This is a genomic window from Nonomuraea aridisoli (genome assembly GCF_003236395.1).
Taxonomy (GTDB): Bacteria; Actinomycetota; Actinomycetes; order Streptosporangiales; family Streptosporangiaceae; genus Nonomuraea; species Nonomuraea aridisoli.
In genome coordinates this window covers 1-23,529 of sequence record NZ_POUD01000129.1, presented here as the reverse complement: position 1 = coordinate 23,529, position 23,529 = coordinate 1, and the positions used below count along the sequence as shown (strand labels likewise).

Annotated in this window: 20 protein-coding genes and 1 pseudogene; 15 read left to right on the top strand and 6 right to left on the bottom strand. The window is 72.8% G+C overall.

Annotation, left to right across the window (positions count from 1 at the left end; genetic code table 11):
* Positions 1 to 547: 547 nt before the first annotated feature.
* The 3 genes from C1J01_RS27145 (at position 548) to C1J01_RS27135 (ending at position 2,719) form a co-directional block, all read left to right on the top strand.
* A complete protein-coding gene (locus C1J01_RS27145) occupies positions 548 to 1,153 on the top strand; it encodes a flagellar basal body-associated FliL family protein (RefSeq protein WP_111181801.1) in 606 nt (201 codons plus the stop codon).
* Between the two features lie 76 nt (positions 1,154 to 1,229).
* Positions 1,230 to 1,967: an isocitrate lyase/PEP mutase family protein gene (locus C1J01_RS27140; RefSeq protein ID WP_111181800.1), complete on the top strand. Its 738-nt coding sequence runs from the start codon at positions 1,230 to 1,232 to the stop codon at positions 1,965 to 1,967.
* A 101-nt stretch (positions 1,968 to 2,068) separates the two neighbouring features.
* The gene (locus C1J01_RS27135) at positions 2,069 to 2,719 is read left to right on the top strand and encodes a class III extradiol ring-cleavage dioxygenase family protein (RefSeq protein WP_111181799.1); all 651 of its coding nucleotides are present in this window, start codon (positions 2,069 to 2,071) and stop codon (positions 2,717 to 2,719) included.
* Here C1J01_RS27135 and C1J01_RS27130 read toward each other — a convergent pair.
* Positions 2,695 to 3,609 (bottom strand): ribonuclease Z, encoded by a 915-nt coding sequence (locus C1J01_RS27130; RefSeq protein ID WP_111181804.1) that lies wholly within the window; start codon positions 3,607 to 3,609, stop codon positions 2,695 to 2,697. The genes C1J01_RS27135 and C1J01_RS27130 overlap by 25 nt on opposite strands.
* A gap of 10 nt (positions 3,610 to 3,619) precedes the next feature.
* Between C1J01_RS27130 and C1J01_RS27125 the strand changes: the two genes are divergently transcribed.
* From C1J01_RS27125 to C1J01_RS27100, 6 genes are read left to right on the top strand one after another with little or no spacing between them, the layout of a single operon-like run.
* On the top strand, positions 3,620 to 4,132 hold the full coding sequence (locus C1J01_RS27125) for a methylated-DNA--[protein]-cysteine S-methyltransferase (protein ID WP_111181798.1): 513 nt from the start codon (positions 3,620 to 3,622) through the stop codon (positions 4,130 to 4,132).
* 12 nt (positions 4,133 to 4,144) lie between these two features.
* Positions 4,145 to 5,050 (top strand): tRNA (adenosine(37)-N6)-dimethylallyltransferase MiaA, encoded by a 906-nt coding sequence (gene miaA / locus C1J01_RS27120; protein WP_111181797.1) that lies wholly within the window; start codon positions 4,145 to 4,147, stop codon positions 5,048 to 5,050.
* 9 nt (positions 5,051 to 5,059) lie between these two features.
* Positions 5,060 to 5,872, top strand: coding sequence for a diaminopimelate epimerase (gene dapF / locus C1J01_RS27115; protein WP_111181796.1), 813 nt, complete (start codon positions 5,060 to 5,062; stop codon positions 5,870 to 5,872).
* A gap of 48 nt (positions 5,873 to 5,920) precedes the next feature.
* Positions 5,921 to 6,676: an SCO6745 family protein gene (locus C1J01_RS27110; protein WP_235854703.1), complete on the top strand. Its 756-nt coding sequence runs from the start codon at positions 5,921 to 5,923 to the stop codon at positions 6,674 to 6,676.
* A 19-nt stretch (positions 6,677 to 6,695) separates the two neighbouring features.
* Positions 6,696 to 8,972, top strand: coding sequence for a tetratricopeptide repeat protein (locus C1J01_RS27105; RefSeq protein WP_111181795.1), 2,277 nt, complete (start codon positions 6,696 to 6,698; stop codon positions 8,970 to 8,972).
* Between the two features lies 1 nt (position 8,973).
* Entirely contained in the window at positions 8,974 to 9,732 is a 759-nt protein-coding gene (locus C1J01_RS27100; RefSeq protein WP_111181794.1) for an SDR family NAD(P)-dependent oxidoreductase, read from the top strand.
* 15 nt (positions 9,733 to 9,747) lie between these two features.
* On the opposite strand, the gene C1J01_RS27095 is transcribed toward C1J01_RS27100, so the two are convergent.
* Entirely contained in the window at positions 9,748 to 10,737 is a 990-nt protein-coding gene (locus C1J01_RS27095; protein ID WP_111181793.1) for a helix-turn-helix transcriptional regulator, read from the bottom strand.
* Between the two features lie 135 nt (positions 10,738 to 10,872).
* Between C1J01_RS27095 and C1J01_RS27090 the strand changes: the two genes are divergently transcribed.
* The 3 genes from C1J01_RS27090 to C1J01_RS27080 are packed head-to-tail and all read left to right on the top strand — an operon-like array spanning position 10,873 to position 14,761.
* On the top strand, positions 10,873 to 13,323 hold the full coding sequence (locus tag C1J01_RS27090; protein ID WP_111181792.1) for a GcvT family protein: 2,451 nt from the start codon (positions 10,873 to 10,875) through the stop codon (positions 13,321 to 13,323).
* Positions 13,320 to 14,522: a sarcosine oxidase subunit beta family protein gene (locus C1J01_RS27085; RefSeq protein WP_111181791.1), complete on the top strand. Its 1,203-nt coding sequence runs from the start codon at positions 13,320 to 13,322 to the stop codon at positions 14,520 to 14,522. The genes C1J01_RS27090 and C1J01_RS27085 overlap by 4 nt, the downstream gene beginning before the upstream one ends.
* Positions 14,522 to 14,761 carry a sarcosine oxidase subunit delta gene (locus C1J01_RS27080; protein WP_111181790.1) on the top strand — a complete coding sequence of 80 codons (240 nt, stop codon included), beginning with the start codon at positions 14,522 to 14,524 and terminating at the stop codon, positions 14,759 to 14,761. Before C1J01_RS27085 ends, C1J01_RS27080 begins: the two co-directional genes overlap by 1 nt.
* A 43-nt stretch (positions 14,762 to 14,804) precedes the next feature.
* Here C1J01_RS27080 and C1J01_RS27075 read toward each other — a convergent pair.
* Positions 14,805 to 15,988, bottom strand: a pseudogene (locus C1J01_RS27075) (RNA-guided endonuclease InsQ/TnpB family protein).
* Positions 15,989 to 16,137: 149 nt separating this feature from the next.
* On the opposite strand from C1J01_RS27075, the gene C1J01_RS27070 reads away from it, so the two are divergent.
* From C1J01_RS27070 to C1J01_RS27060, 3 genes are read left to right on the top strand one after another with little or no spacing between them, the layout of a single operon-like run.
* Entirely contained in the window at positions 16,138 to 19,296 is a 3,159-nt protein-coding gene (locus C1J01_RS27070; protein ID WP_111181788.1) for a 2Fe-2S iron-sulfur cluster-binding protein, read from the top strand.
* 60 nt (positions 19,297 to 19,356) lie between these two features.
* Entirely contained in the window at positions 19,357 to 20,028 is a 672-nt protein-coding gene (locus C1J01_RS27065) for an HNH endonuclease family protein (RefSeq protein ID WP_235854702.1), read from the top strand.
* A gap of 43 nt (positions 20,029 to 20,071) precedes the next feature.
* Positions 20,072 to 20,851 (top strand): endonuclease/exonuclease/phosphatase family protein, encoded by a 780-nt coding sequence (locus C1J01_RS27060; protein WP_111181787.1) that lies wholly within the window; start codon positions 20,072 to 20,074, stop codon positions 20,849 to 20,851.
* Positions 20,852 to 20,897: 46 nt separating this feature from the next.
* Here the strand turns inward: C1J01_RS27060 and C1J01_RS27055 are convergent, their stop codons facing one another.
* The 3 genes from C1J01_RS27055 to C1J01_RS27040 all read right to left on the bottom strand — a co-directional run.
* Positions 20,898 to 21,332 (bottom strand): PepSY domain-containing protein, encoded by a 435-nt coding sequence (locus tag C1J01_RS27055; protein ID WP_111181786.1) that lies wholly within the window; start codon positions 21,330 to 21,332, stop codon positions 20,898 to 20,900.
* Between the two features lie 647 nt (positions 21,333 to 21,979).
* Positions 21,980 to 23,221, bottom strand: a complete 1,242-nt coding sequence (locus C1J01_RS27045; RefSeq protein WP_111181785.1) for a sensor histidine kinase — start codon at positions 23,219 to 23,221, stop codon at positions 21,980 to 21,982.
* A partial coding sequence (locus tag C1J01_RS27040) for a winged helix-turn-helix domain-containing protein (protein WP_146615733.1) occupies positions 23,218 to 23,529 on the bottom strand: 312 nt, incomplete at its 5' end. The genes C1J01_RS27045 and C1J01_RS27040, both read right to left, overlap by 4 nt.

Below are 23,529 nucleotides of genomic sequence, written 5' to 3'. Positions count from 1 at the left end.
GGGCGGGCGGTCCTTCAGCGGCCGTCCCGCGCCGTTCCTGGCCTGCCGGCGCGCCTCCGGGGACGCCAGGGGGCCGGCCGTCACCGAGGGCGCCACGACCGGTGGGACCTGTTCGATCCAGGGCGGTGGAATCGGGCCGGGGACGAGGTCGACAGGCTGCGCCGTCCGCAAATGGATCGCTCCATCCCACGTCGCGCGAGTGGTCGCTGTCGGTGTTATGTCCGACGCGATGAGTGGCGCCGATGGTGATTTCGCTCTCACGGTAAGCGCGGTTTCCTGATCGAATTCTGAAGATCGCCGCGGAGAATGTTCGGATGAGTCGGTGAAGGCCAGGAAAATACCCAGCGTCGCGGTGACGAGTACCCCGGCTGCTCCCGCCGCGGGCGCCAGGCCGGCGCGGCTACCTGGGCGAATGGATCTAAGGGGGGACAAGTCGTGATTCCTTTGTGATTGGTGTGCGAGCATTCCGCCGATGCGGCTAGTGTGGTCCATCACCCGCGGAAGCCGGCGAGCTTTCCCCGATACGACCGCAGGGAGCTGTACCCCCATGCAAGATCCGATCGAGCGCGATCGTCAGGAGATCCTGTCCGGCCCCGGAGACACCCTCCTGGAGCCGGGAAATAGCGGCACGGAAAACGTCCGGCGCAAGAAGAAGACCAACAAGACGCTCATCATCGTCCTGAGCGCCCTCGTCGCCGTGCTGGTGGCGGGCGGCATCGGTTTCACGCTGGCCGGCGGCTCCGAAGAGGCCGCCCAGCCGGGAGGCGGCGCCCCCGCGCCCTCCCAGACCGCGGGCGGCACCGACGAGCTGAGTGTCGAGGACGACGACGCCACGATGGGCGACGCGGTCACCGACACCCCCGGTGACGACCTCGGCGGCGACGACGCCACCATGGGCGGCGTGAGCGACTCCGACGTGAGCGGCGGCGACCAGGCCGCCACGGGCGACACCGGGTCGGCGGGCACGGGTTCGACCGGCACGGGCTCGACCGGCACCGGCTCCTCGGGCGACGCCAAGACCGACGGCGGCAAGCAGCCCACCGAGGCCCCCTCCGGCTCGGGCCGGCCCTCGGGCGGCGGCGCCCCGGCCGACGTCCCCGCCGACGGCCCCGCCGGCGTGGTCGAGGGCCAGTGCGCCACCAGCGGCTGCTGACTCCGGGCAAGTGGCTCGCCGTAAACGGCGGGCAGTGGCTCTACGCGCGGGTCGCGGCGCTGCCTAGGGTCGCGGCATGACCATCGACAAAGCGGCCGCGCTGCGTGCGCTGCACATCCCCGGGAAGCCGCTGGTTCTGCCCAACGTCTGGGACGCCGCCTCCGCGCGAGCCGTACGGGATGCCGGGTTCCCCGCGGTGGCGACGGGGAGCGCCGCCGTCGCCCGTGCGCTCGGCCATGACGACGGCGAGCGGGCTCCCGTCGATGAGATGCTGGCGGCCGTCGCGCGTGTGGCCAGGGCCGTCGACGTGCCCGTCACCGCCGACGTCGAGCGCGGCTACGGGCTCGCGCCCGCCGAGCTCGCCGAGCGCCTGGCCGAGACCGGCGCCGTCGGCTGCAACCTCGAGGACTCCCTCCCGGGCTCCGGCGAGCTGGCGGACCCGGGTGAGCAGGCGGAGCTCCTGGCCGGGGTGCGGGCGGCCCGCCCCGAGCTGGTGATCAACGCCCGGGTCGACGTCTACCTCCACGGCGACGGCACCCGCGCCGAGGCCGTCCGGCGCGCGCGGCGCTACCTGGAGGCGGGGGCCGACTGCGTGTACCCGATCGGCCTCGGCGACGAGGACGAGATCCGCGCGCTGGTCGATGAGCTGGGCGCGCCGGTCAACGTCCTCTTCCGGCCCGGGGTGCCCGACCTCGCCCGCCTGGCGGAGCTGGGCGTGGCCAGGATCAGCTTCGGAGGCGGCATCCACCGGCTGGCCCACGCCTACACCGAGAAGCTCCTCGCCGAGGTCCACGCGGGCCGCAGCCCGTTCTGACCCGGCGCCCGGTGACGGCGCGGAGATCGTTCCGGCCCCGCTGCCTGCGACGACGTGGCGGCGTGTCACGGGGATCCGGCGGGAGTCGTACGCTTGCGGTCGTGCTTGTCGCCGCGGCCGTCTGCCCGCCCACCCCGCTGGTCGTGCTCGGGATGCCCGACCTTCGCTCCGCCTGCCTGGCCGCGATCGCCGCCGCCGGTGAGGCGCGTCCCGACGCGCTGATCGTGGTGGGCGGCGCCGAGTCCACGCGGACGTACGACGGCGCCGCCGCCGGCAGCCTGCGCGCCTGGGGCGTCGACCGCACGGCCGGCCGGGGCGAGCCCGTGCTGCCGCTGTCGCTGACCGTGGGCCGCCTGCTCCTCGACGGCCACGCCCCCGACCGCCTGCAGTCCGTCGCCTTCGACGCGCCGAGCGAGGACTGCAGGAAGCTGGGGGAGGAGCTGGGCGCGGCCGCGGAGAGGGTGGCACTGGTCGTCATGGCCGACGGCTCGGCCTGTCTCAGCCCAGGGGCGCCCGGCCCGTACGACGAGGCGGCCGGGCCGTTCGACGCCCGCATCGCCGCCGCGCTCGCCGCCGGCGACCCCGCGCCGCTCGCCGAGATCGACCCCGCGGAGGCCGACCGGCTCTGGGTGAGCGGCCGGGCCGCGCTGCAGGTCCTGGCCGGGGCGGCCGGCGCGAGCGCGTACGACGGGCGGCTGCTCATGCGCGGCGCGCCGTACGGCGTCGGCTACTTCGCCGCGCTGTGGGCCTGACGCCCCGGCACGGGGATCTTCGTCAGGTCGCGGGCGAGCACCACCTGGCCGCCGTAGCTGCGGCGCACCTCCTCGGCGAACAGCGGCTCCTCGTCGAACCCGTACCGCTCGGAGAAGTGCGTCAGCACCAGGCGGCGCGCGCCCGCGTCGGCGGCCACCATCCCCGCCTCGAACGCCGTCAGATGCCCGTACTCCTTGGCCAGCGCGCTCTCCGACGACAGGAACGTCGACTCGATCACCAGCAGGTCGACCCCGTGCGCCAGCTCGAAGACGGCGTCGCACAGCCGGGTGTCCATGATGAACGCCATGCTCTGCCCCGGTTTCGGCACGCTGCACTGGTCGAGCGTGACGCCGCGCACGGAGCCGGTGCGCTGGAGCTCGCTGATCTCCGGGCCGCGGATGCCGTGGGCGGCCAGCCGCTCGGGGAGCATGCGCCGCCCGGCCGGCTCCTGAAGGCGGTAGCCGTACGACTCGACGGGGTGGGACAGGCGGCGCGCGGTCAGCGGGCCGACGCCGGCCAGCTCGCCGGAGACCGGGTGCTCCTCGATGACGGAGGTGTCGGCGAAGGCCGCCGCGTGACGCAGCCGCCGCCAGTAGCTCTCGCCGGAGCCGGGGAAGACCGCCCGCACCGGGTGGCGGACCTTGTCGCGGGCGATGCGCTGCACGACGCCCGGCACGCCCAGGCAGTGGTCGCCGTGGAAGTGGGTGACGCAGATCCAGTGGACGTCGTGCGCGCTCACCCCCGCGAACGCCATCTGCCGCTGCGTGCCCTCGCCGGGGTCGAACAGGTAGCCCTGGCCGTCCCAGCGCAGCAGGTAGCCGTTGTGGTTACGGTGGCGGGTGGGCACCGCGCTGGAGGTGCCCAGCACCACGAGCTCACGTGAGGACATGATGGCCCCCATGGAGAACACGGTCGCCTACGCCGAGGTGCCCACGCCGGTGGGCCCGTTCACGCTGGCCCTGACCGAGGTCGGTCTCGTCGCGTCGGGGTGGGGCTCCCGCGAGCGGCTGGCCGGCCGCCTGGGCCTGGCTGAGGTCCATGATTCGGATCGTACGGCCTGCGCGGTCGCCGAGTTGAATGCTTATTTCGCCGGTGAGCTGAAGGAGTTCGCGACACCGGTCGACTGGCGGCTGATGTCGGGCGTGCGGCTGAGCGTCCTGCGGGCCCTGCACCGCGTCCCGTACGGCACCGCCGTCACCTACGGCGAGCTGGCCCGGCTGAGCGGCTCAGGGGTGCCCGCGCGCGGCATCGGCTCGATCATGGGCTCCAACCCGATCCCGATCATCGTGCCCTGCCACCGCGTCGTGGCGGGCAACGGGCTGGGCGGGTTCAGCGGCGGCGAGGGCGTCGAGACGAAGCGGTGGCTGCTCACCCATGAGGGCTATCTGCAGCCGACACTGCTCGACCTCTAGCAGACTGAAGGGGTGCGCCAGCATCCCGTCATCGCCGTCGTGGGCCCCACCGCGGCCGGAAAGTCCGATCTCGCCGTCGACATCGCCCTGCGCCTGGGCGGCGAGTGCGTCAACGCCGACTCCATGCAGCTCTACCGCGGCATGGACATCGGCACGGCCAAGCTCACCCCCGCCGAGATGCGCGGCGTCCCCCACCACCTGTTCGACGTCTGGGACGTGACGGTCACCGCCAGCGTGGCCGAGTACCAGAAGCTGGCCAGGGCCGTCATCGACGCCGTCGAGGTGCCCGTGCTCGTCGGCGGCAGCGGCCTGTACGTCCGCGCCGCCATCGACGACCTGGAGTTCCCCGGCACCGACGCGGCGATCAGGGCCCGGCTGGAGGCCGAATTGGCCGAGGTCGGCCCCGGTCCGCTGCACGAGCGGCTGCGCGAGCAAGACCCGGCCGCCGCGGCGGCCATCCTGCCGAGCAACGGCCGCCGCATCGTGCGCGCGCTGGAGGTGATCGAGCTGTCGGGGCGCCCGTTCACGGCGACCATGCCGACGTACGAGGCCGTCTACCCGAGCGTGCAGATCGGGCTGGAGGTGCCGAGGCCCGAGCTCGACGAGCGGATCGCCGTGCGGGTCGAGCGCATGTGGCGGGAGGGCCTGGTCGACGAGGTGCGCACGCTGCTGGAGCAGGGGCTGGCGCAGGGGCGCACCGCCGGCCGGGCCCTCGGATACGCCCAGGTCATCCGCTTCCTCGAAGGCGAGTGGAGCGAGGAGCGGGCGTTCGCCGAGACCGTCCGGCTGACCAGGCGTTTCGCCCGTCGCCAGGAGTCGTGGTTCCGCAGGGATCCGCGGGTGTGCTGGCTGCCGTACGACGCTCCCGATCTCCTGGAAAGATCCCTCGCGCGAGTCTCCGAGCACCCATGCGGATAAACTTGTACAATGCGCTTTCTCAAGGGGCACGGCACCGAGAACGATTTCGTCATCCTGCCTGATCCCGACGGTGTGGTCGACCTTACGGCCGCCATCGTCGCCAAGATCTGTGACAGGAGAGCCGGCATCGGCGCCGACGGTGTGCTCCGGGTGGCGCGCACGAAGCAGAGCCACGAGGTGGCCGAGCAGGCGTCGGCGGCCGAGTGGTTCATGGACTACCGCAATTCCGACGGCAGCGTGGCCGAGATGTGCGGCAACGGCGTGCGGGTCTTCGCGCGCTACCTGATCGACGCCGGGCTGGAGAACTCCACGGAGTTCGCGGTGGCGACGCGCGGCGGCCTGCGCAGGGTGCGCGTCGAGACCCACGGCGACATCACCGTCGACATGGGCAAGCCCGTCGTCCTCGGCGAGAGCGTGGCCTGCCTCGGCGGGCACGAGTACACCGGCGTCCACGTCGACATGGGCAACCCGCACCTGGCCTGCGCCATCGGCGATCCGGTCGCCCAGCTCGACCTCAGCCACCAGCCCGCCTTCGACACGTGCGTCTTCCCCGCCGGGGTCAACATCGAGCTGTTCAACCCGGTCGGCACCACCCGCGCCGTCATGCGCGTCTTCGAGCGCGGCGCCGGCGAGACCCGTTCGTGCGGCACGGGCGCGGTCGCCACGGCCGTCGCCGCGGCCAGGCTGTCCGGCGACACCCTCGGCACGTGGACGGTCGAGGTGCTGGGCGGCACGCTGACGGTCATCCTCGACGAGGACACGAGCTACCTGTCGGGCCCCGCGGAGATCATCGCCAGCGGCGAACTCATCCTTGCCGAATGATGTTCTGATAGCGGATGCTGGGTTCACTTCGCGAACTGAGGAGTGGACATGGCGGACGCGCGGACCACTGCCAAGGCGGTCAAGACGCCCATCGGGCAGTACGGCGGCGGATTCATGATCTCCAGGGAGGCCAAGGCCGTCTGCGACGAGTACGGCCTGGGCGCCCGTGAGTTCTACTTCCGGGGCCGCTGCGGCGTCCTCGGCGAGTGCGACGCCGACGTGGTGACCGCGGCGGCCGTCTTCTTCCCTCCGGACCACGTCAGGCAGAGCTGGGAGGGCGGGCGCGAACTCCCGGTCGAGCGGGCCGTCGAGCTCTACGCCGAGGCGTGTCACGCCTGGGCCCGGCGCAAGCTGGGCGGTCACGACGGCTGTGCCAGGATCGCCGAGCTGCTCCAGCCGGTCGCCGACAACGCCTCGCCGGCCGGGGCCCCGCTGTTCGCCGGCTGGCGGGCCGTGCCGCTGCCCGATGACCCGCCCGCCCGCGCCGTGCAGCTCATGCACGTCGTACGCGAGCTGCGCGGCGGCCTGCACGCCAACGCCGTGATCGCGGCCGGGCTGCACCCGCTGGAGGCCACGCTCGCCGCCGAGCACGACGGCACGCCGCTCGGTCAGCGGCAGGGCGACATGATCGCCCGCTTCTTCGCCTGGCCGGAGCCGTACGCGACGCCGGGGCCCGAGATCGTGGCGCGCCGCGCGGAGGTCGAGGAGACGACCGACGCGCTCATGGCGGAGGCGTTCTCCGTCCTGAGCGACGGCGAATCGGACGAGCTGATAGACCTTCTGCGTTTGGGGCACGCCCGTTGACCTGGCAGACTGACTGCCCATGGACGTGGACATCTGGGCCTGGGTCGGCGACACCCAGCAGCAGCTTTCCGAGGCGGGCAACGTGGGCCTCGCCATGGCGCTGGGAGACCTCCCCGCACAGGCTTACGACGGCCGATACCCGCAGCTCGACGTCATGGCGCCGGCCATCGCGCAGCAGGCGGAGGCGTTGGAGCTGCCCTGGCTCGAGTTCTACGCCCGCTACTGGCATCTGATCGGCCGCATCGGCGACCGGGCGCAGGGCGCGGTCGCCGTCGACGACGCCAGGCAGTTGCTCGCGTTCGCCGAGCGCGAAGACGTGCGTGACTGCCCGGCCACCCCGGCGGCGGTCGAGGCCCTCGCCATCGCGCTGGCCAACACCGACGGCCCCGGCCACGCCGCCCCGCGCCTGGAGACGCTCGGCTCCCACATCGAGGCGACCAGCCCCGAGAGGCCGGCCTTCGCCGGCCTCGTGACGCAGTACGTCGCCGCCCTGACCGACGCCGGCCAGCCCGGCGAGGCCGTCACCTACGCCGACTCCGCCATCGAGCGGCTGCGCACGGCCGGGCGCGCGCCGAGCTGGGAGCTCGGCGCCGAGCGCGCCCGCGCGCTGCTGGCCGCCGGGCGCGGCGACGACGCGCTCGCCGCGCTGCAGGCCGCGGCCGACGACAAGCCCGACGACCCGGTGAACAAGCCTCACCGCGACGGCGTGCGCCGCGCGCTGATCCTCGCCACGCTGGGCCGCATCTCCGAGGCCGTCGACGCGCTGCCCGACCTCGACGTGGTCGGCGAGCACCCGCGGGTGTTCGTCGAGTGGACGCAGGCCGTCGCCAAGCTGGCCGGCTCCGCCCAGATCACCAACACCTGGCAGCTCGGCCGCGTCGTGCGCCAGTGGATCGACTACTTCGGCATGATGGGCGGCTACCGCGCCCGCGTCGAGCTGGCGCTGGTCGCGGGTGACCTGGCGCTCGGCCGCCAGGGCGTGTGGCAGGCCCGGCTGCTGGCCGACGTGGCCGAGGCGGGCCTCGCCGAGCTGCGCGAGACCGGTGACCTGCCCGAGCGCATCGCCGCGCTCCGCGCCGCCGCCGACGCCGCCACCGAGCCCCAGGCGCCGGGGCCGCTGGAGGAGCGGGTCGGCCAGTTCGACGCCGCCGACGGCTTCAACGCCGACCCCGAGAAGTGGGTCGGCTGGCTGGCCCCGCTGTCCGGCAAGGACCTCGAGGCCACCCGCCGCCACACCACCACGCTCGGCTTCCTCGGCTTCCCCGCCGCCGGCGCCGACATCTACTGGAAGCTGCTCGTCGACACCGGCGACATCGCCACGGCCCACTCCGACGACCTCTCCTACCTGACCACGCTGCTCATCGAGGCCCGCCAGGACGAGCGGCTGGAGCAGATGGCCGCGCTGCTGCCGCACGCCGACCAGTACGTCGCCCTCGCCCGGATGCACAGCGCCCGCGAGCGCTGGCAGGAGTGCCTCGACGCGGCCGAGCACGCCATCGCGGCCGGCGCCGGCATCGAGGCCCGCCGCCTGCTGTCGGGCGCCGCCCAGCAGCTCGACCACAACGACAGGGCCGCCAACGTGCTGGCCGAGGTGATCGACGAGCTGACCGACGAAGACGTCTGGCGCATGATCGTCATGGCCACCTCGGCCGAGGACTGGCCGCTCGTCCGCAAGGGCGCGGCCAAGCTCGGCATGCCGCTGAAGTCCAAGGAGGGCCCGATCGAGGAGGAGATGGGCCTGATCCGGCTCGTCCTCCCGGCGCCCGACGGCGGCCAGCGCCAGGTGCTGTCCATCCGCACCGGCCCGGCCACCGCCCGCCTGGCCCTGCCGCAGCCGCGCGGCATGGACTACAACGCCGGCGACCTGGTCGTGTTCGACCCGCAGCTGCTCGAGCCCGTCCCCGACGACCCCAAGGAGCAGCAGAACTTCGTGCCGCCGTTCGCGGCGGTGCGCATCCTGCGGCCCGGCGGCTACACCAGCTACTTCTTCGACGGCGCCGCGCCGAGCGAGGAGGACTGGGCGGAGTTCACCGAGGTCATGGCCGAGCGCGGCTGGCCGATGTGGGTCTACAGCGACGAGAACTACACCGTCACCCACCCGAGCACCGGCGAGCGGCTGCCGGGCGTGTTCGGCTGGGTCGCGGTGCCGCCCGACGTCTCGCCCGCCGAGGTCGACGCGCTGCTCGACGACGCCACCGAGCGCTGGGTGCACCCGCTGGCCTGGCTCGACCTGGCCCGCGAGATCGGCGTCGAGGTCGAGCGGCACGAGCGCATCGTCAAGGAATACGGGCTCTGAGGTGCTCGACCGCTTCCGGCTCGACGGCAAGGTGGCGGTCGTCACCGGCGCCTCCTCCGGGCTGGGCGTCGCCCTGGCCCGGGGCATGGCCGAGGCGGGCGCCGACGTCGTGATCGGCGCGCGCCGGGCCGACCGGCTGGCGCAGACCCGGCGGCTGGTGGAAGAGACCGGCCGCCGGTGCCTGGCGGTGGCGACCGACGTGTCACGGCCGGAAGACTGCGACGCGCTGGTGGCCGCCGCCGTCGAGGGCCTCGGCCACATCGACGTACTGATCAACAACGCCGGCATCGGCACGGCCGTGCCCGCGCTGCGCGAGACGCCGGAGGAGTTCCGGCAGGTCATCGACGTCAACCTGCTCGGCACGTACTGGATGGCGCAGGCGTGCGCGCGGGTGATGCGGCCGGGCTCCTCGATCGTCAACATCGGCAGCGTGCTCGGCGAGACCACGGCGGGGCTGCCGCAGGCCGCCTACACCGCCTCCAAGGCGGCCGTGTCCGGGCTCACGCGCGACCTGGCCCAGCAGTGGACGGCACGGCGCGGCATCCGGGTCAACTGCCTGGAGCCCGGGTTCTTCGCCTCCGAGATGACCGACCAGTACAAACCCGGCTACCTTGAGCAGGTCGTGGAGAGCCGGGTGCTCATGCGGCGGCTGGGCGAGGCCGAGGAGCTGGTGACGGCCGCGGTCTTCCTGGCCGGCGACGCGGCCTCGTACGTCACCGGGGTGACGCTGCCGGTCGACGGCGGGGTGTTGCTCACCTAGCAGTGCCCCGCGCGGTCACTGGTCGAGCAGGTCGTGCCGGGCCGCCAGGTAGCCGGCGTGGAAACGGGTGCGGGCGCCCAGGCGCTCGCACAACACCTGGACGCGGCGCTGCACCGTGCGGGGACTGAGGCCGAGCTGGCGGGCGATCGCGTCGTCCTTCATGCCCGCCGCGAGCAGGGCCAGTACCTCCGTGTCCGGGGCCTGCGGCCACGTCTCCGGCTCCAGGTCGCCGGCCGTCAGGCGCAGCGGCACCGCCGCCCGCCACAGCGTCTCGAACAACCCCACCAGCGCGTCGAGCAGCGCCGACGGATGCACCACGAGGGCGCTCTCCACGGCCTGGTCCGCGTCGGAGACCAGCGGCAGGACGGCGGTGTCCGCGTCGGCGACGGCCAGCTTGACCGGCACGTGCCCGAGCCTGGCCTGCTCTCCGTCGGCGATGGCGCGGCGCGTGTGGGCCAGCATGCCGGGGTGCTCGAACGCCTGCGGGCTGTAGATGCCGCGGATGATCGGAGCGCCCTGACGGGCCGCGCGCCGGCGGTTCTCCCGGTCGTCGCTGATGTCCACCGCGTACGGCGGGTGCACGAGGACGAGCATCTCGCGGGTGGCGTTGCGTTCGAGCTGGAGGTAGCGGCGGGCCACGGCGTCGCGGCCGGAGACCACCTCCAGCACCTCCTCCGGGTGCGGCCCGCTGCGCTCGTTGACCTCCGTGGCCAGCAGCGCCGCGGCGGCCCGGCTGTGCGTGATCTCCTCCTGGCGGCGGGCGACCAGGATGTCGACGGCGATGTTCGGGGGCGTGGCGATCAGCCGCAGCGGCCGTCCGGCCACCCGCGAGATCAGGCCGAGGTCCTCCAGCCGGGGCAGCATGCGGCGGATGCCGCCGGCCGACGAGCCGGTCTCGGCGGCCAGCTCGCTGAGCGTGGCCGGCCCGTGCCGCAGCAGGGCCCGGTAGGCGGCCTCCTCGGCTGCGGTGACGCCGAGCCCGTCAAGTAAGCGCCGCTGCGCCATCGATCCTCCCCTGTCATGATCCGGAAGCAGCCTAGGCGTCCGGCGGTCCGGCGGTCTTGTTCCGGGATGAACGGGGCTCTATGGTCGTTGCGTAGTCCGGTGCGTATTGCGCATTAAGGAACAACCGGAGGCGCCATGAGTCGGCCCCGTGTGGTGATCGTGGGTGCCGGCATCGTCGGCTGCGCCCTCGCCGACGAGCTCACCGAACGGGGATGGACCGACGTCACCGTCGTCGACCAGGGGCCGCTGTTCGCCGCCGGCGGGTCCAGCTCGCACGCGCCCGGCCTGGTCTTCCAGACGAACCCGTCGAAGACGATGACCGCGTTCGCCGCCTACACCGTCGCCAAGTACGCCGCGCTCGGCCCGTCGTGCTTCCGCCAGGTCGGCGGCCTGGAGGTGGCCACCACGCCGGAACGCTGGGCCGACCTGCACCGCAAGCTCGGCTGGGCCGAGTCGTGGGGCGTCGAGGCCCGGCTGCTCGACGCGGGGGAGTGCGCCCGGCTCTGGCCGCTGCTCGACCAGGGCAAGGTGCTCGGCGGGTTCCACGTCCCGAGCGACGGGCTGGCCGCGGCGGTGGCCTGCGGCGAGGCCCAGGCGGCGCGGGCGACCGAGCGCGGGGCCAGGTTCCTGGCGGGGCACATGGTGGTGGGCGTCGAGCAGCGCGGCGGGCGCGTCATCGGGGTCTCGGTCGTGACGCCGGCCGGGCACCGGACGATCCCGGCCGACGTGGTGGTGTGCGCGGCCGGCTTCTGGGGGCCGTCGATCGGGCGGATGGCCGGGCTGACCGTGCCGCTGCAGCCGCTGGCCCACCAGTACGCCAGGTCCGGCCCGCTGCCGCCGCGGCCGCAGGGCCCGATCCTGCGCCACCAGGACCGCGACCTGTACTTCCGCCAGCACGGCGACCGCATCGGCATCGGCTCCTACGCCCACCGCCCCATGCCGGTCGCCCAGGACGAGATCGGCCCGAAGGGCACCACGATGCCGTCGGTGCAGGCGTTCACCGAGGAGGATTTCGAGCCCTCCTGGCGGGACGCGGTCGAGCTGCTGCCCGCGCTCGCCGAGACCAAGTACGCGGACGGCATCAACGGCGTCTTCTCCTTCACCCCCGACGGGTTCCCGCTGATCGGCGAGGCCCCGCACCTCGACGGGTTCTGGCTGGCCGAGGCCGTCTGGGTGACCCACTCGGCCGGGGTCGCGCGGGCGCTGGCCGAGGTGCTGGTGGACGGGCGCTCGGGGTTCGACCTGCACGAGTGCGAGCTGGGCAGGTTCGAGCAGGCGCAGTTGTCGCCCGCCTTCGTCGAGGAGCGCGGCAGGCAGAACTTCGTCGAGGTCTACGACGTCATCCACCCGCTGCAGCCGATGGAGTCGCCGCGGCCGCTGCGCACCAGCCCGTTCCACGTCCGGCAGCGGGAGCTCGGCGCGTACTTCCTGGAGGCGGCCGGGTGGGAGCGGCCGCACTGGTTCGAGTCGAACGTGCCGCTGCTGGAGGACCTTGTGCGGCGGCGCAGGGACGAGTACGCCGACGTGCCGGAGGAGGCGCGCGGGGCGGCGGCCGAGCCGTTTCTCGGGGTGATGCAGCGCGACGCGTGGGCGAGCCGCCATTGGTCCCCGATCGCCGCCGCCGAGTCGTGGGCCACCAGGGAGCGGGTGGCGCTCTACGACATGACGCCGCTCAAGCGGATCGAGGTCGGCGGGCCGGGGGCGGCGGCGTTCCTGCAGCGCATGACGACCAACAACGTGGACAAGAAGCCCGGCTCGGTCACGTACACGCTGATGCTGGACGCCGCCGGCGGCATCCGGTCGGATCTCACGGTGGCGCGGCTGGACGAGGAGACGTTCCAGGTCGGCGCGAACGGCAACCTCGACCTCGAATGGCTGACCCGGCACGCCCCGGGCGGGGTGCGGGTGCGCGACCTGACGCCCGGCACGTGCTGCGTCGGCGTGTGGGGGCCGTGGGCGAGGGGCCTGGTGGAGGACCTCACCGACATGGACATGTCCCACGAGGGCTTCCCCTATTTCACCTGCAAATCTGGATATGTCGGGCATGTGCCGGTGCTCGCGATGCGCGTCTCGTACGTCGGCGAGCTGGGCTGGGAGCTCTACACCACGGCCGACATGGGGCTCAAGCTCTGGGACACGCTCTGGTCGCCGGGACTGGCCGTCGCGGGCGGGCGGGCCGCGTTCAACAGCCTGCGCCTGGAGAAGGGCTACCGGCTCTGGGGCGTCGACATGACGACCGAGCACAACCCGTACGAGGCGGGGCTGGCCTTCGCCGTCCGGCAGGACAAGGACTTCCTCGGCCGTGACGCCCTGTCCGCCGACGTCACCCGCAAGCTGGTGCCGCTGGTGGCCACCGAGGTCGTCATGGGCAAGGAGCCCGTACGCCACCAGGGCCGCACGGTCGGTCACGTCACCAGCGCCGCCTACGGCCACACGATCCACCGCCCCGTCGCGTACGCGTGGCTGCCGATCGAGCTCGCCGAACCCGGGACGCACGTGGACATCTCCTACTTCGGCCGCCGCGTGCCCGCGGAGGTCGCCGCCGAGCCCCTGTACGACCCCGGGATGGAGAAGATCAGGCGTTGAGCCACCCCGACCTCCTCTGGCGCAACCCCGACCCCAAGCCGGCCTACGACGTGGTGATCGCGGGCGGCGGCGGGCACGGCCTGGCCACCGCCTACTACCTGGCCAGGAACCACGGCATCACGAACGTCGCCGTCCTGGAGAAGGGCTGGCTGGCGGGCGGCAACATGGCGCGCAACACCACGATCATCCGCTCCAACTACCTGTGGGACGAGAGCGCCGCCCTCTACGAGCACTCGCTGAGACTGTGGGAGGGGCTGAGCGAGGAGCTCGACTACGACCTGCGGTTCAGCCAGCGTGGCGTGCTCAACCTGGCGCACAGCCTGAGCGACGTGCGCGAGGGCCGGCGCCGGGTGAACGCCAACCGCCTCAACGGGGTGGACGCCGAGTGGCTGGACGCCGGCGAGGTGAAGAAGTTCTGCCCGATCATCAACGTCTCCGACCGGGCCCGCCACCCCGTCCTGGGCGCCACCCTCCAGCGCCGCGGCGGCATCGCCAAGCACGACCACGTGGCCTGGGCGCTCGCCCGCAAGGCGGACGCGTACGGGATCGACCTGATCCAGGGCTGCGAGGTCACCGGGTTCGAGATCACGAAAAATCGTGTCACGGCCGTACAGACCTCGCGGGGGCGCATCGCGGCCGGGAAGGTGGCGCTGGCCGCGGCCGGGCACACGTCGGTGCTCGCCGAGCGGGCGGGCATCCGGCTGCCGCTGCAGTCGCACCCGCTGCAGGCGCTGGTGTCGGAGCTGCTGGAGCCGGTGCTCGACTGCGTGGTCATGTCGAACGCCGTGCACGTGTACGTCAGTCAGGCCCACAAGGGCGAGCTGGTCATGGGGGCGGGCATCGACGCGTACAACTCCTACGGGCAGCGGGGCGGCGTGCACGTGATCGAGGCGCAGATGGCGGCGGCGCTGGAGCTGTTCCCGATCTTCAGCCGGGTGCGGGTGCTGCGCACGTGGGCCGGCATCGTGGACGTCTCCCCGGACGCCTCGCCCGTCATCGGCCCCACCCCGGTCGAGGGCCTCTACGTGAACGCCGGCTGGGGCACCGGCGGCTTCAAGGCCACCCCGGGCTCGGGCTGGGTGTACGCCCACACGCTCGCGCACGATCGGCCGCATCCGCTGGCGGAGCCGTTCGGGCTGGAGAGGTTCACCACGGGGGCGCTCGTCGACGAGCACGGCGCGGCGGCGGTGGCCCACTGATGTTGCTCATCGAATGCCCGCACTGCGGCCCCCGCGACGAGACCGAGTTCCACTACGGCGGCCAGGCCGGGATCGCCTACCCGGCGGACGAGGTCTCCGACGAGGAGTGGGCCGCGTACGTCTTCGTGCGCGACAACCCCAAGGGCTGGTTCCGCGAACGCTGGTTCCACGCGCACGGCTGCCGGACCTGGTTCGCGGTCGAGCGGCACACGGTCACCCACGAGATCAGGACCTCTTGACTTCCTCCCCCTCGTAAACGAGGGGGATTCCAACCGTCGCCGGTCAGCCTTCCTGCTTCACCACCGGTCGCCCGCCCGAGAGGACTCTCGTTGAGGTCTTACACCAGCTCCACAGGCGTTTCAGCTCTCCGCCAGCCCGGCGGCGAGCACGTTCTTGGCCGCGTTCATGTCCCGGTCATGGACCGCCCCGCAGGAGCAGGCCCAGGTCCGGACGTTCAACGGCATCTTCTCCTGCAGAGTCCCGCACTCCGAGCACAGCTTGGACGAGGGGAACCAGCGGTCCACCGCAACCAGGGTGCGCCCGTACCAGGCGCACTTGTACTCCAGCATCGAGCGGAGTTCCCGCCACGAGGCATCCGAGATGGCACGCGCCAGGCTGTGGTTCTTCACCATGTTCCGCACGGTGAGGTCCTCCACGGCGATCACTTGGTTTTCGCGAACAAGCCGGGTGGACAGTTTGTGCAGGTGATCCCGCCTGCAGTCGGTGATCCGGGCGTAGACGCGGGCGATGCGGATACGGGCCTTGTCCCGGTTCTTCGACCCGGGCTCGGTACGGGCGTACGCTTTGTGCGCCTTGGCGAGCTTGCGGCGGTCGCGCCGCTCATGCCCCGGGTTGGTGATCTTCTCTCCGGTGGAGAGCGTCGCCAGGGCGGTGATGCCGGCGTCCAGGCCGACGTTCCGCTCCACCGGCGCAAGAGGCCGGATCTTCTCCTCGACCAGGATGGACACGAACCACCGGCCCGCGCTGTCGCGCGAAACCGTCACCGTGGACGGCTCCGCCCCCTCCGGCAGCGGACGAGACCACACGATCGCCAACGGCTCGTCCATCTTCGCCAGCGTCAGCGTCCCGTCGCGCCATTTGAACGCGCTGCGGGTGTACTCGGCCGACGCACGGGATTTCTTCCGCGACTTGAACGTCGGGTACTTCGCCCGCTTGGCGAAGAAGTTCGCGAACCCGGCCTGCAGGTGCCGGAGCGCCTGCTGCAAAGGGACGCTGGACACTTCGTTCAGGAACGCCAACTCCTCGGTCTTCTTCCACTGGGTGAGCCGGGCCGACGACTCCACGTAGGAGACACGACGCCCCTCCAGCGCGTAGGCGCGGGTGCGCTCTTGCAGGGCTTTGTTGTAGACGAGGCGGACGCAGCCGAACGTCCGGGCAAGCTCTTCGGCTTGTCCAGGGGTCGGGTGGAAGCGGTACTTGTAGGCCCGCTTCACGATCTGCGCCATGCCTCGCACATTGCCACAACATCTGTTGAGTGGAGCGGCGTTGTGGTGAACGGCGGTCCGCCTGAAGGCGAATCGCCTCTCCATGCCCTGCTCCGCAGGAGTCCGATTCCTCCCCCGCCTGAAGGCGGGGGTTTCCTCGGAGGTATCTGATGAGATTCACCTTCGACGGCCGGGAGCTGCGCGGCGAGCCCGGCGACACCCTGGCCGCCGCGCTGTTGCGGGCCGGCGTGCGCGTGGTGGGCCGCAGCGTGGAGCTGGGGCGGCCGCGCGGGATCTTCACCGCCGGCCCCGAGGAGCCGAACGCCCTGGTACGGGTGGGCGCCGACCCGATGCTCGCGGCCACCACGGTGGAGCTGTACGACGGGCTGGAGGCGTGGAGCCTGCGCGGCAAGGGCCGGGCGGACGTCGACGCCGTGGACGAGCGGCGCTGCGACAAGGGTTACCTGCACTGCGACGTGCTCGTCATCGGAGGAGGGCCCGCCGGGCTGGCCGCCGCGGTCGCGGCCGGGCACGCCGGGGCGCGGGTGATCCTCGTGGACGAGCAGCCCCGGCTCGGCGGCGACCTGCTGAACAGCCGTCTGCTCCTGGACGGCGCCCCCGCCCTCGACTGGGTGGACGCGCTCGACCTGCCCGGCCGGGTGCTCACCCGGACGACCGCCGTCGGCTACTACGACCACAACTACGTGGTGGCGGTCGAACGGCGGGAACGCGGCGAACGCCTGTGGCACCTGCGGGCCCGGCGGGTGGTGCTGGCGACCGGGGCGCACGAGCGCTCGCTCGCCTTCCCGGGCAACGACCGGCCCGGCGTGATGCTCGCCTCGGCCGCCCGCGCGTACGCCAACCGGTACGGGGTGCCGCCCGGGCGGCGCGCGGTCGTCCTCGCCTGCGCCGACTCCGGCTACGAGGCCGCTCGCGACCTGGCGGCGGCCGGGGTGGAGGTGGCCGCCATCGTCGACCCACGCCCCGAAGGACTGATGCCGGGGACGCTCACCGGGCAGGTGGTCACCGGCACGACCGCCGACGCCGAGGGCGTGCTCACCGGCGTGTACGTCGGCGACCGGCACATCGAGGCGGACCTGCTGGCCGTCGCGGGCGGCTGGAACCCGGCGGTGCACCTGTTCAGCCAGTCGCAGGGACTCGTCCGGTTCGACGAGGGGTCGCAGGCGTTCGTCCCGGACGTCTCGGCCCAGGCCGAACGCTCGGCAGGGGCCTGCCGGGGCCTCTACGGCACCCGCGAGGCCATCGCCGACGGCTACGGCGCCGGCGCGGAAGCCGCCGCCCTCGCCCTCGGCCGCCCGGCCCCCGCGACGGACCGCGAGGTTGCGGCGACCCTCACGGTGGGCGGGTGGCGGGTGCCTGAATGCGACGAGGCGCCGCCGCGGCCGCCCGCGGCGTTGTGGTGGGTGGAGGGCGCCGGCGACGAGCCGGCCTTCGCCGATCTGCATCGGGACGTGACCGTGGGCGACCTGGCCAGGGCGGCGGGCACCGGGATGCGGTCGGTGGAGCACGTCAAGCGGTACACCACCGCCGGCACCGGCGCCGACCAGGGCAAGACCTCGGGCGCGGTGGTCGTCGGCGTCATGTCCGCCCTCCTCGGCACCGCACCCGGGCAGGTCGGCACGACCACGTTCCGGCCGCCGTACACGCCGGTGTCGTTCGCGACCCTGGCCGGGCGGGACCGCGGCGCGCTGTCCGACCCCGTCAGGACCACCGCGATGCACGACGCGCACGTCGCCAGGGGAGCGGTCTTCGAGGACGTCGGCCAGTGGAAACGCCCTCGCTACTTCCCCGTGGACGGCGAGCCGATGGAGGCCGCCGTGCTGCGCGAGTGCCGCGCGGCCCGCACCGCCGTGGCCGCCATGGACGCCTCCACCCTCGGCAAGATCGACATCCGGGGCGCGGACGCCGGTGCGTTCCTGGACCGGATCTACACGAACATGTTCTCCACGCTCAGTGTCGGCGCCTGCCGCTACGGGGTGATGTGCCGGGCGGACGGCATGGTGTTCGACGACGGCACCACGACCAGGCTCGCCGAGGACCACTTCCTCATGACCACCACCACGGGCAACGCCGCCGCGGTGCTCGACTGGCTGGAGGAGTGGCGGCAGACGGAGTGGCCGGAGCTGGAGGTGTCGTTCACCTCGGTGATCGACCACTGGGCGACCGTCGCCGTCGTCGGCCCCCGCGCCCGCCAGGTGATCGCGGCGATCGCGCCGGACGCGCTGGGCCTGGCGTTCATGCGGTACGCGGAGGCCGACGTGCTGGGTGTGCCGGGCCGGGTGTTCCGGATCAGCTTCTCCGGTGAGCTGGCCTACGAGGTCAACGTGCCGTGGGCGTACGGCAGGGCGCTGTGGGAGGCGGTGCTGGAGCTCGGCGCCGTGCCGTACGGGACGGAGACGATGCACGTGCTGCGGGCCGAGAAGGGGTTCGCGATCGTCGGCCAGGAGACCGACGGCACGGTCACCCCGCAGGACCTCGGCATGGAGTGGATCGTCTCCCCGCGCAAGCCCGACTTCGTCGGCAAACGCTCGCACGCCCGCCCCGACACCGCCCGGCCCGGCCGTAAGCGCCTGGTGGGGCTGCTGCCCGACGACCCGGCGACCCTCGTGGACGAGGGCGCCCAGCTCGTCGCCGGACCGGGGGAGGACGTGACGCCGATGCTGGGCCACGTGACCTCCGGTTACGCCAGTGCCGCGCTCGGCCGGACGTTCGCGCTGGCCCTGGCCAAGGGGGTGGCGCCGGGCGACCGGCTGACGGCGGTGTCCGGGGGAGCGGCGCACGGCGTCACCGTCGTGGACCCGGTCTTCTACGACAAGGACAACACCCGCCGCGACGGCGACCCGCTGGAGGGCTCGCCCGCGCCTTACGCGGGCCGGGTGCGGGCGGAGAGCCCGGCCGCGGCCTACGCCGCGCGGTTCGCGGCGGCGAGCGGGCCGGCCGTGCGGCTGCGGGAGGTGGCGTTCGAGCCGATGTGGGAGGTGCGGGGCGCGGACCCCGGGGTGGGGCTCAGGCTGGGGCCGTCGTGGTGGCTCGTGTCCGGAAATATCACGCCACGGCCTGGTTGGGTGGACGTCTCCGGTCAGCGGACGATCCTGGAGCTTGCGGGCCCGGCGGCCGAGGACGTGCTGATCACCGGCTGCCCTCTCGACCTGCACCCGTCGGCCTTCCACGGTCACGCCCAGACCCTGCTGGCCAAGACCTCGGTCGTCCTGGAACTCCGGGAGCCCGACGCGTATCGCCTTTACGTCAGATCGTCGTTCACCCGATACCTGGCGGAATGGCTGCTTGACGCCTTGGACGCGTTGTAGAGCCATATAAGGGCATTACCTAGACTTTAAGGATTGTTGACGTGAGTCTGGGGAGCGGACGTGCGGGTGCGGGCGTACATGGCGGGTCTGGCCACAGCGGTGACGCTGACCGGCTGCGGCGGCCTCGAGGCGCAGTCCGGCGGCGGGGAGCCCGCCGCCAAGCCCGACTCGGCGGCGATCGCCGACGCCCGCGAGAAACTGGCGGACCTCGACGTCAAGGGCCGCGCCCCGAAGACCGGCTTCGACCGCGACGAGTTCGGCCCCGCCTGGTCCGACGTCGACCGCAACGGCTGCGACACCCGTAACGACATCCTCAAACGCGACCTGGAGGACGAGACCTTCAGGCCCGGCACGCACGACTGCATCGTGCTCACCGGAACCTTGCACGACCCGTACAGCGGCAAGACCATCGAGTTCGAGCGCGGCCAGGACACCAGCAGCGAGGTGCAGATCGACCACCTGGTGCCGCTGTCGGACGCCTGGCAGAAGGGCGCGCAGCAGTGGTCGGACGCCAAGCGCAAGGAGTTCGCCAACGATCCGCTCAACCTCCTCGCCGTGGACGGGCCGCTCAACGGCCAGAAGAGCGACTCCGACGCCGCCACCTGGCTGCCGCCCCGCCGGTCGTACCGGTGCGCGTACATCGCCCGCCAGATCGACGTGAAGGCCAAGTACGACGTCTGGGTCACCTCGGCGGAGAAGGACGCGATGGAGCGGATCCTCGACGACTGCTGACACCCGTCTGTACGGGCGGTGCGGATCTCCGTACGATCCGGGCGTGACCAGACGCATCCTGGCGATCACGGCGCTCGTCGTGCTCGCACCCTTGCTGACGACCACCCCCGCACAGGCCAGAGCGACCGACCTCGTCGTCCTCAACTGGAACGTCCACGGCGAGAGCGCCGACATGGGCGCCATCGCCGGCCAGATCCGCGCCGCCGGCGCCGACATCGTGACCGTCCAGGAGATCCACCGCAGGCCCGACGCCGACCAGGTCAGGCAGCTGGCCGACGCGCTCGGCTGGCACATCTCCGCCAACGCCCACTTCGGCGCCGGCGACAACCCCGGCCCCTGCGACGACCCGCAGTCCGGCCAGGCCGGCAACGCCATCCTGTCCAGCTTCCCCATCGTCGAACGGGTGACGATCCGGCTCACCGACTTCGCGACCTGCCCTGTGAACCGGTCGATGGCCGGCGCCAAGCTCGACCTCGGCGGCGGCTCGTCGGTCACCGTCTTCACCACCCACCTGTCGCCCGGCCTGTCGGCGACCTCGGTGGCCCGCCGCGAGGCGCAGGCCGACAAGGTGCGGACGTATCTCGGCTCCCGCACCGGCGTGATCCTCACCGGCGACTTCAACGCCCCGCCCACCGACGCGTTGTCGCGCCGGTTCGTCAGCGCCGGCTGGCTCGACACCGGAGCCCGGTACGCCGACGAGCCCACGCTCGGCGACGCCCGCATCGACTACGTCTACACGCGCGGCATCACGGTCACGGGCGGCGACGTTCTGCCGACCACGCTGTCCGACCACCGCCCGATCGTCATGCGGATGACCCGCTGACACGGGACGACGCCGGCCCACGGGCCGGCGTCGCCTTCACCGCGGATCAGTCGTCGTCGTCGCGGTCGTCATCCCGGTCGTCGCGGTCATCGTCCCGGTCATCGTCGCGGTCGTCGTCGTCATCGTCGTCCCGGTCGTCGCCGTCCTGGCCCACCCGGTCCGTCTCATGCTTGACGATCTTGCCCGAGGCGGCGTCCACGTCGATCTCGTGGCGCTCCTGGCCCTTGGTCAGCTCGATCTCCCACACGTCGGGCCGGCTGCCCTTGAGGTCGAAGTCGAGCTCGCTGACCCAGGCCCCCTGCACCTCCCCGTGCGCGATCTCCATGGCCTGCTCCGCCGAGACCTTCGGCGCCGGGACGGCTGTGAACGTCTCCGCCGAGGGGGAGGGGGCGGCCGTGGCGGCGGCGTACGCGGCGCCGCCGCCCGAGGCCAGCGCGATGAACCCGGCGCCGGCGATGATGAGCTTCTTCGTGATCTGCATGACTCCACGAAATCGCGAACCCCGGTAACCGCGCGCTAAGCGACGGTTAACGCCGCCACCCCGGCCGCCCGATGAGTTCCGCCTCGCCGTGTGGTCCACATGTGGAGAGCGTCCCGACCGCGCCCGCAGGAGACCGAAGATGACAAGGAACGTGCACACCGTGGCCCAGGAGAACGTGAGCGCCACCCTGACCGTCGCCGTGCCCGCCGCGAGGGTGTTCGCGGTGCTGGCGGACCCGACGTCGCATGCGTCGATCGACGGCACCGGCTGGGTTCGGCAGGCCGTCGACCAGGCGCCGCTCACCGAGGTGGGGCAGGTCTTCCGGATGGCCATGTATCACGCCGACCATCCGGACGGTGACTACAAGGTGGCCAACCAGGTCCAGGTGTTCGACCCGCCGCGCGCCATCGGCTGGATGACGGGGGGAGGAGAAGGACGACGGTCGCCTGGAGTTCGGCGGCTGGATCTGGCGTTACGACCTCGCGCCGCTCGGCCCGTCAGAAACCGAGATCACGCTCATCTACGACTGGTCGGCGGTACCGCGGTCCATCAGGGAGTACATCCGGTTCCCGCCGTTCGGCCCCGACCATCTCACCGACTCGCTGCGCCACCTGGCCGAGCTCGTCTCGAGGTGACGGCCGCCGGCCTCATGGCGCCGCGCCCAGCAGCACTTCGACGCGGGCACCGCCGTCCGCGGGCGTGGAGACGGTCAGCCCGCCGCCCGACGACTCCGCGGTACGCCGGGCGATGTCCAGCCCGAGCCCCGTCGAGTCGCCGCCGCTGATGCCCCGCTCCAGCAGCGCCGGCTCGAAGCCGGGCCCCGAGTCGCGCACGGTCAGCAGGACCCCGGAGGGCTGGGGCTGGAGCCGTACGGACATGGAGGCCCCTTCGGGGGTGTGCGCGAAGACGTTGCCGAGCAGCGCGTCCACGCACGCGGCCAGCTCCTCGGCGCCCACCGCGACCGGCAGCGGCCCGTCCGGCAGGTCGACCGTCACCTCCCGCCCCTGGTCCTCGGCCAGCACCGACCAGAACCGCACCCGTTCGCGCACCACCGCCGCCGCGTCGCACGAGCCGCGCCCGGCCGACCGGCGCCGCGCCTCGGTGATCACCGCGCTCACGGCGCGCTCCAGCGCGTCCACCCTGGCCTGGATGCGTCCCGCCTCCTCGGGGTCGCGCAGCGACTCGGCGTCCAGCCGCAGGCCGGTCAGCGGCGTGCGCAGGCGGTGGGAGAGGTCCGCCACGGACTCGCGCTCGGCCGCCAGCAGGTCCCCGATGCGGCCGGCCAGGTGGTTGAGCGCCATCGCCACCGACCGCACCTCGGGCGGGCCGCCGGGCTCCGCGCGCGCGGTCAGGTCGCCTCCGGCGAGGCGGTGCGAGACCCGCGCCAGCCCGTCCACCGGCCTGGTCACGGCCAGCGCCAGCCGGTCGGCCAGGACGATCCCCAGCACGACCAGGGCGAGCCCCAGAACCAGCAGCGCCAGCCACGCCTCGCGCACGCCCCTCATCAGCTCGTCGTCGGGCACGAACACCCTGATCACGGCCGTGCCGCCCGGGGACTGCGCCGACACGAGCACCTCCCTGCCCCCGTCGGCCTCGGCCGTGACGCTGCGGCCGGTCGCGGCCAGCCGCACCGCGTCGGAACGCCCGGCGGGCCTGCCGACCGTGCCGCCGCCGGGCAGGAACACCGTCACCGGGCGGGCCACCTGCTCCACGGCCAGCGCCAGGTCGGGCGTGCCGACCGCCACCGCGACGGACTCGGCCGCGGCGGTGGCCCGGCTCATCGCGCCGTTCTCGGCCACGGCGCGGATCAGCAGCGCCATCGGCACCAGCAGGGCGATCAGCACGAGCGACGTCGTCGCCGCCACGAGCAGCGCCAGCCACCGCCTCACGACGGCTCGACCAGCTTGACGCCGACACCGCGCACCGTGTGCAGGTAGCGGGGCCGGGCGGCCGTCTCGCCGAGCTTCCTGCGCAGCCACGACAGGTGGACGTCCACGGTCTTGTCGGCGCCGCCGTACGGCAGCTGCCACACCTCCGTCAGCAGCTCCCGCTTGGTGACGACCTCGCCGGGCCGCGCGGCCAGGTAGTGCAGCACGTCGAACTCGCGCGGCGTCAGGTCCAGCGCCGCGCCGTCGAGCGTGGCCGTGCGCGCCCGCGGGTCCACCCGCAGCGCCCCCACCGCCAGCGGCTCCGGCGC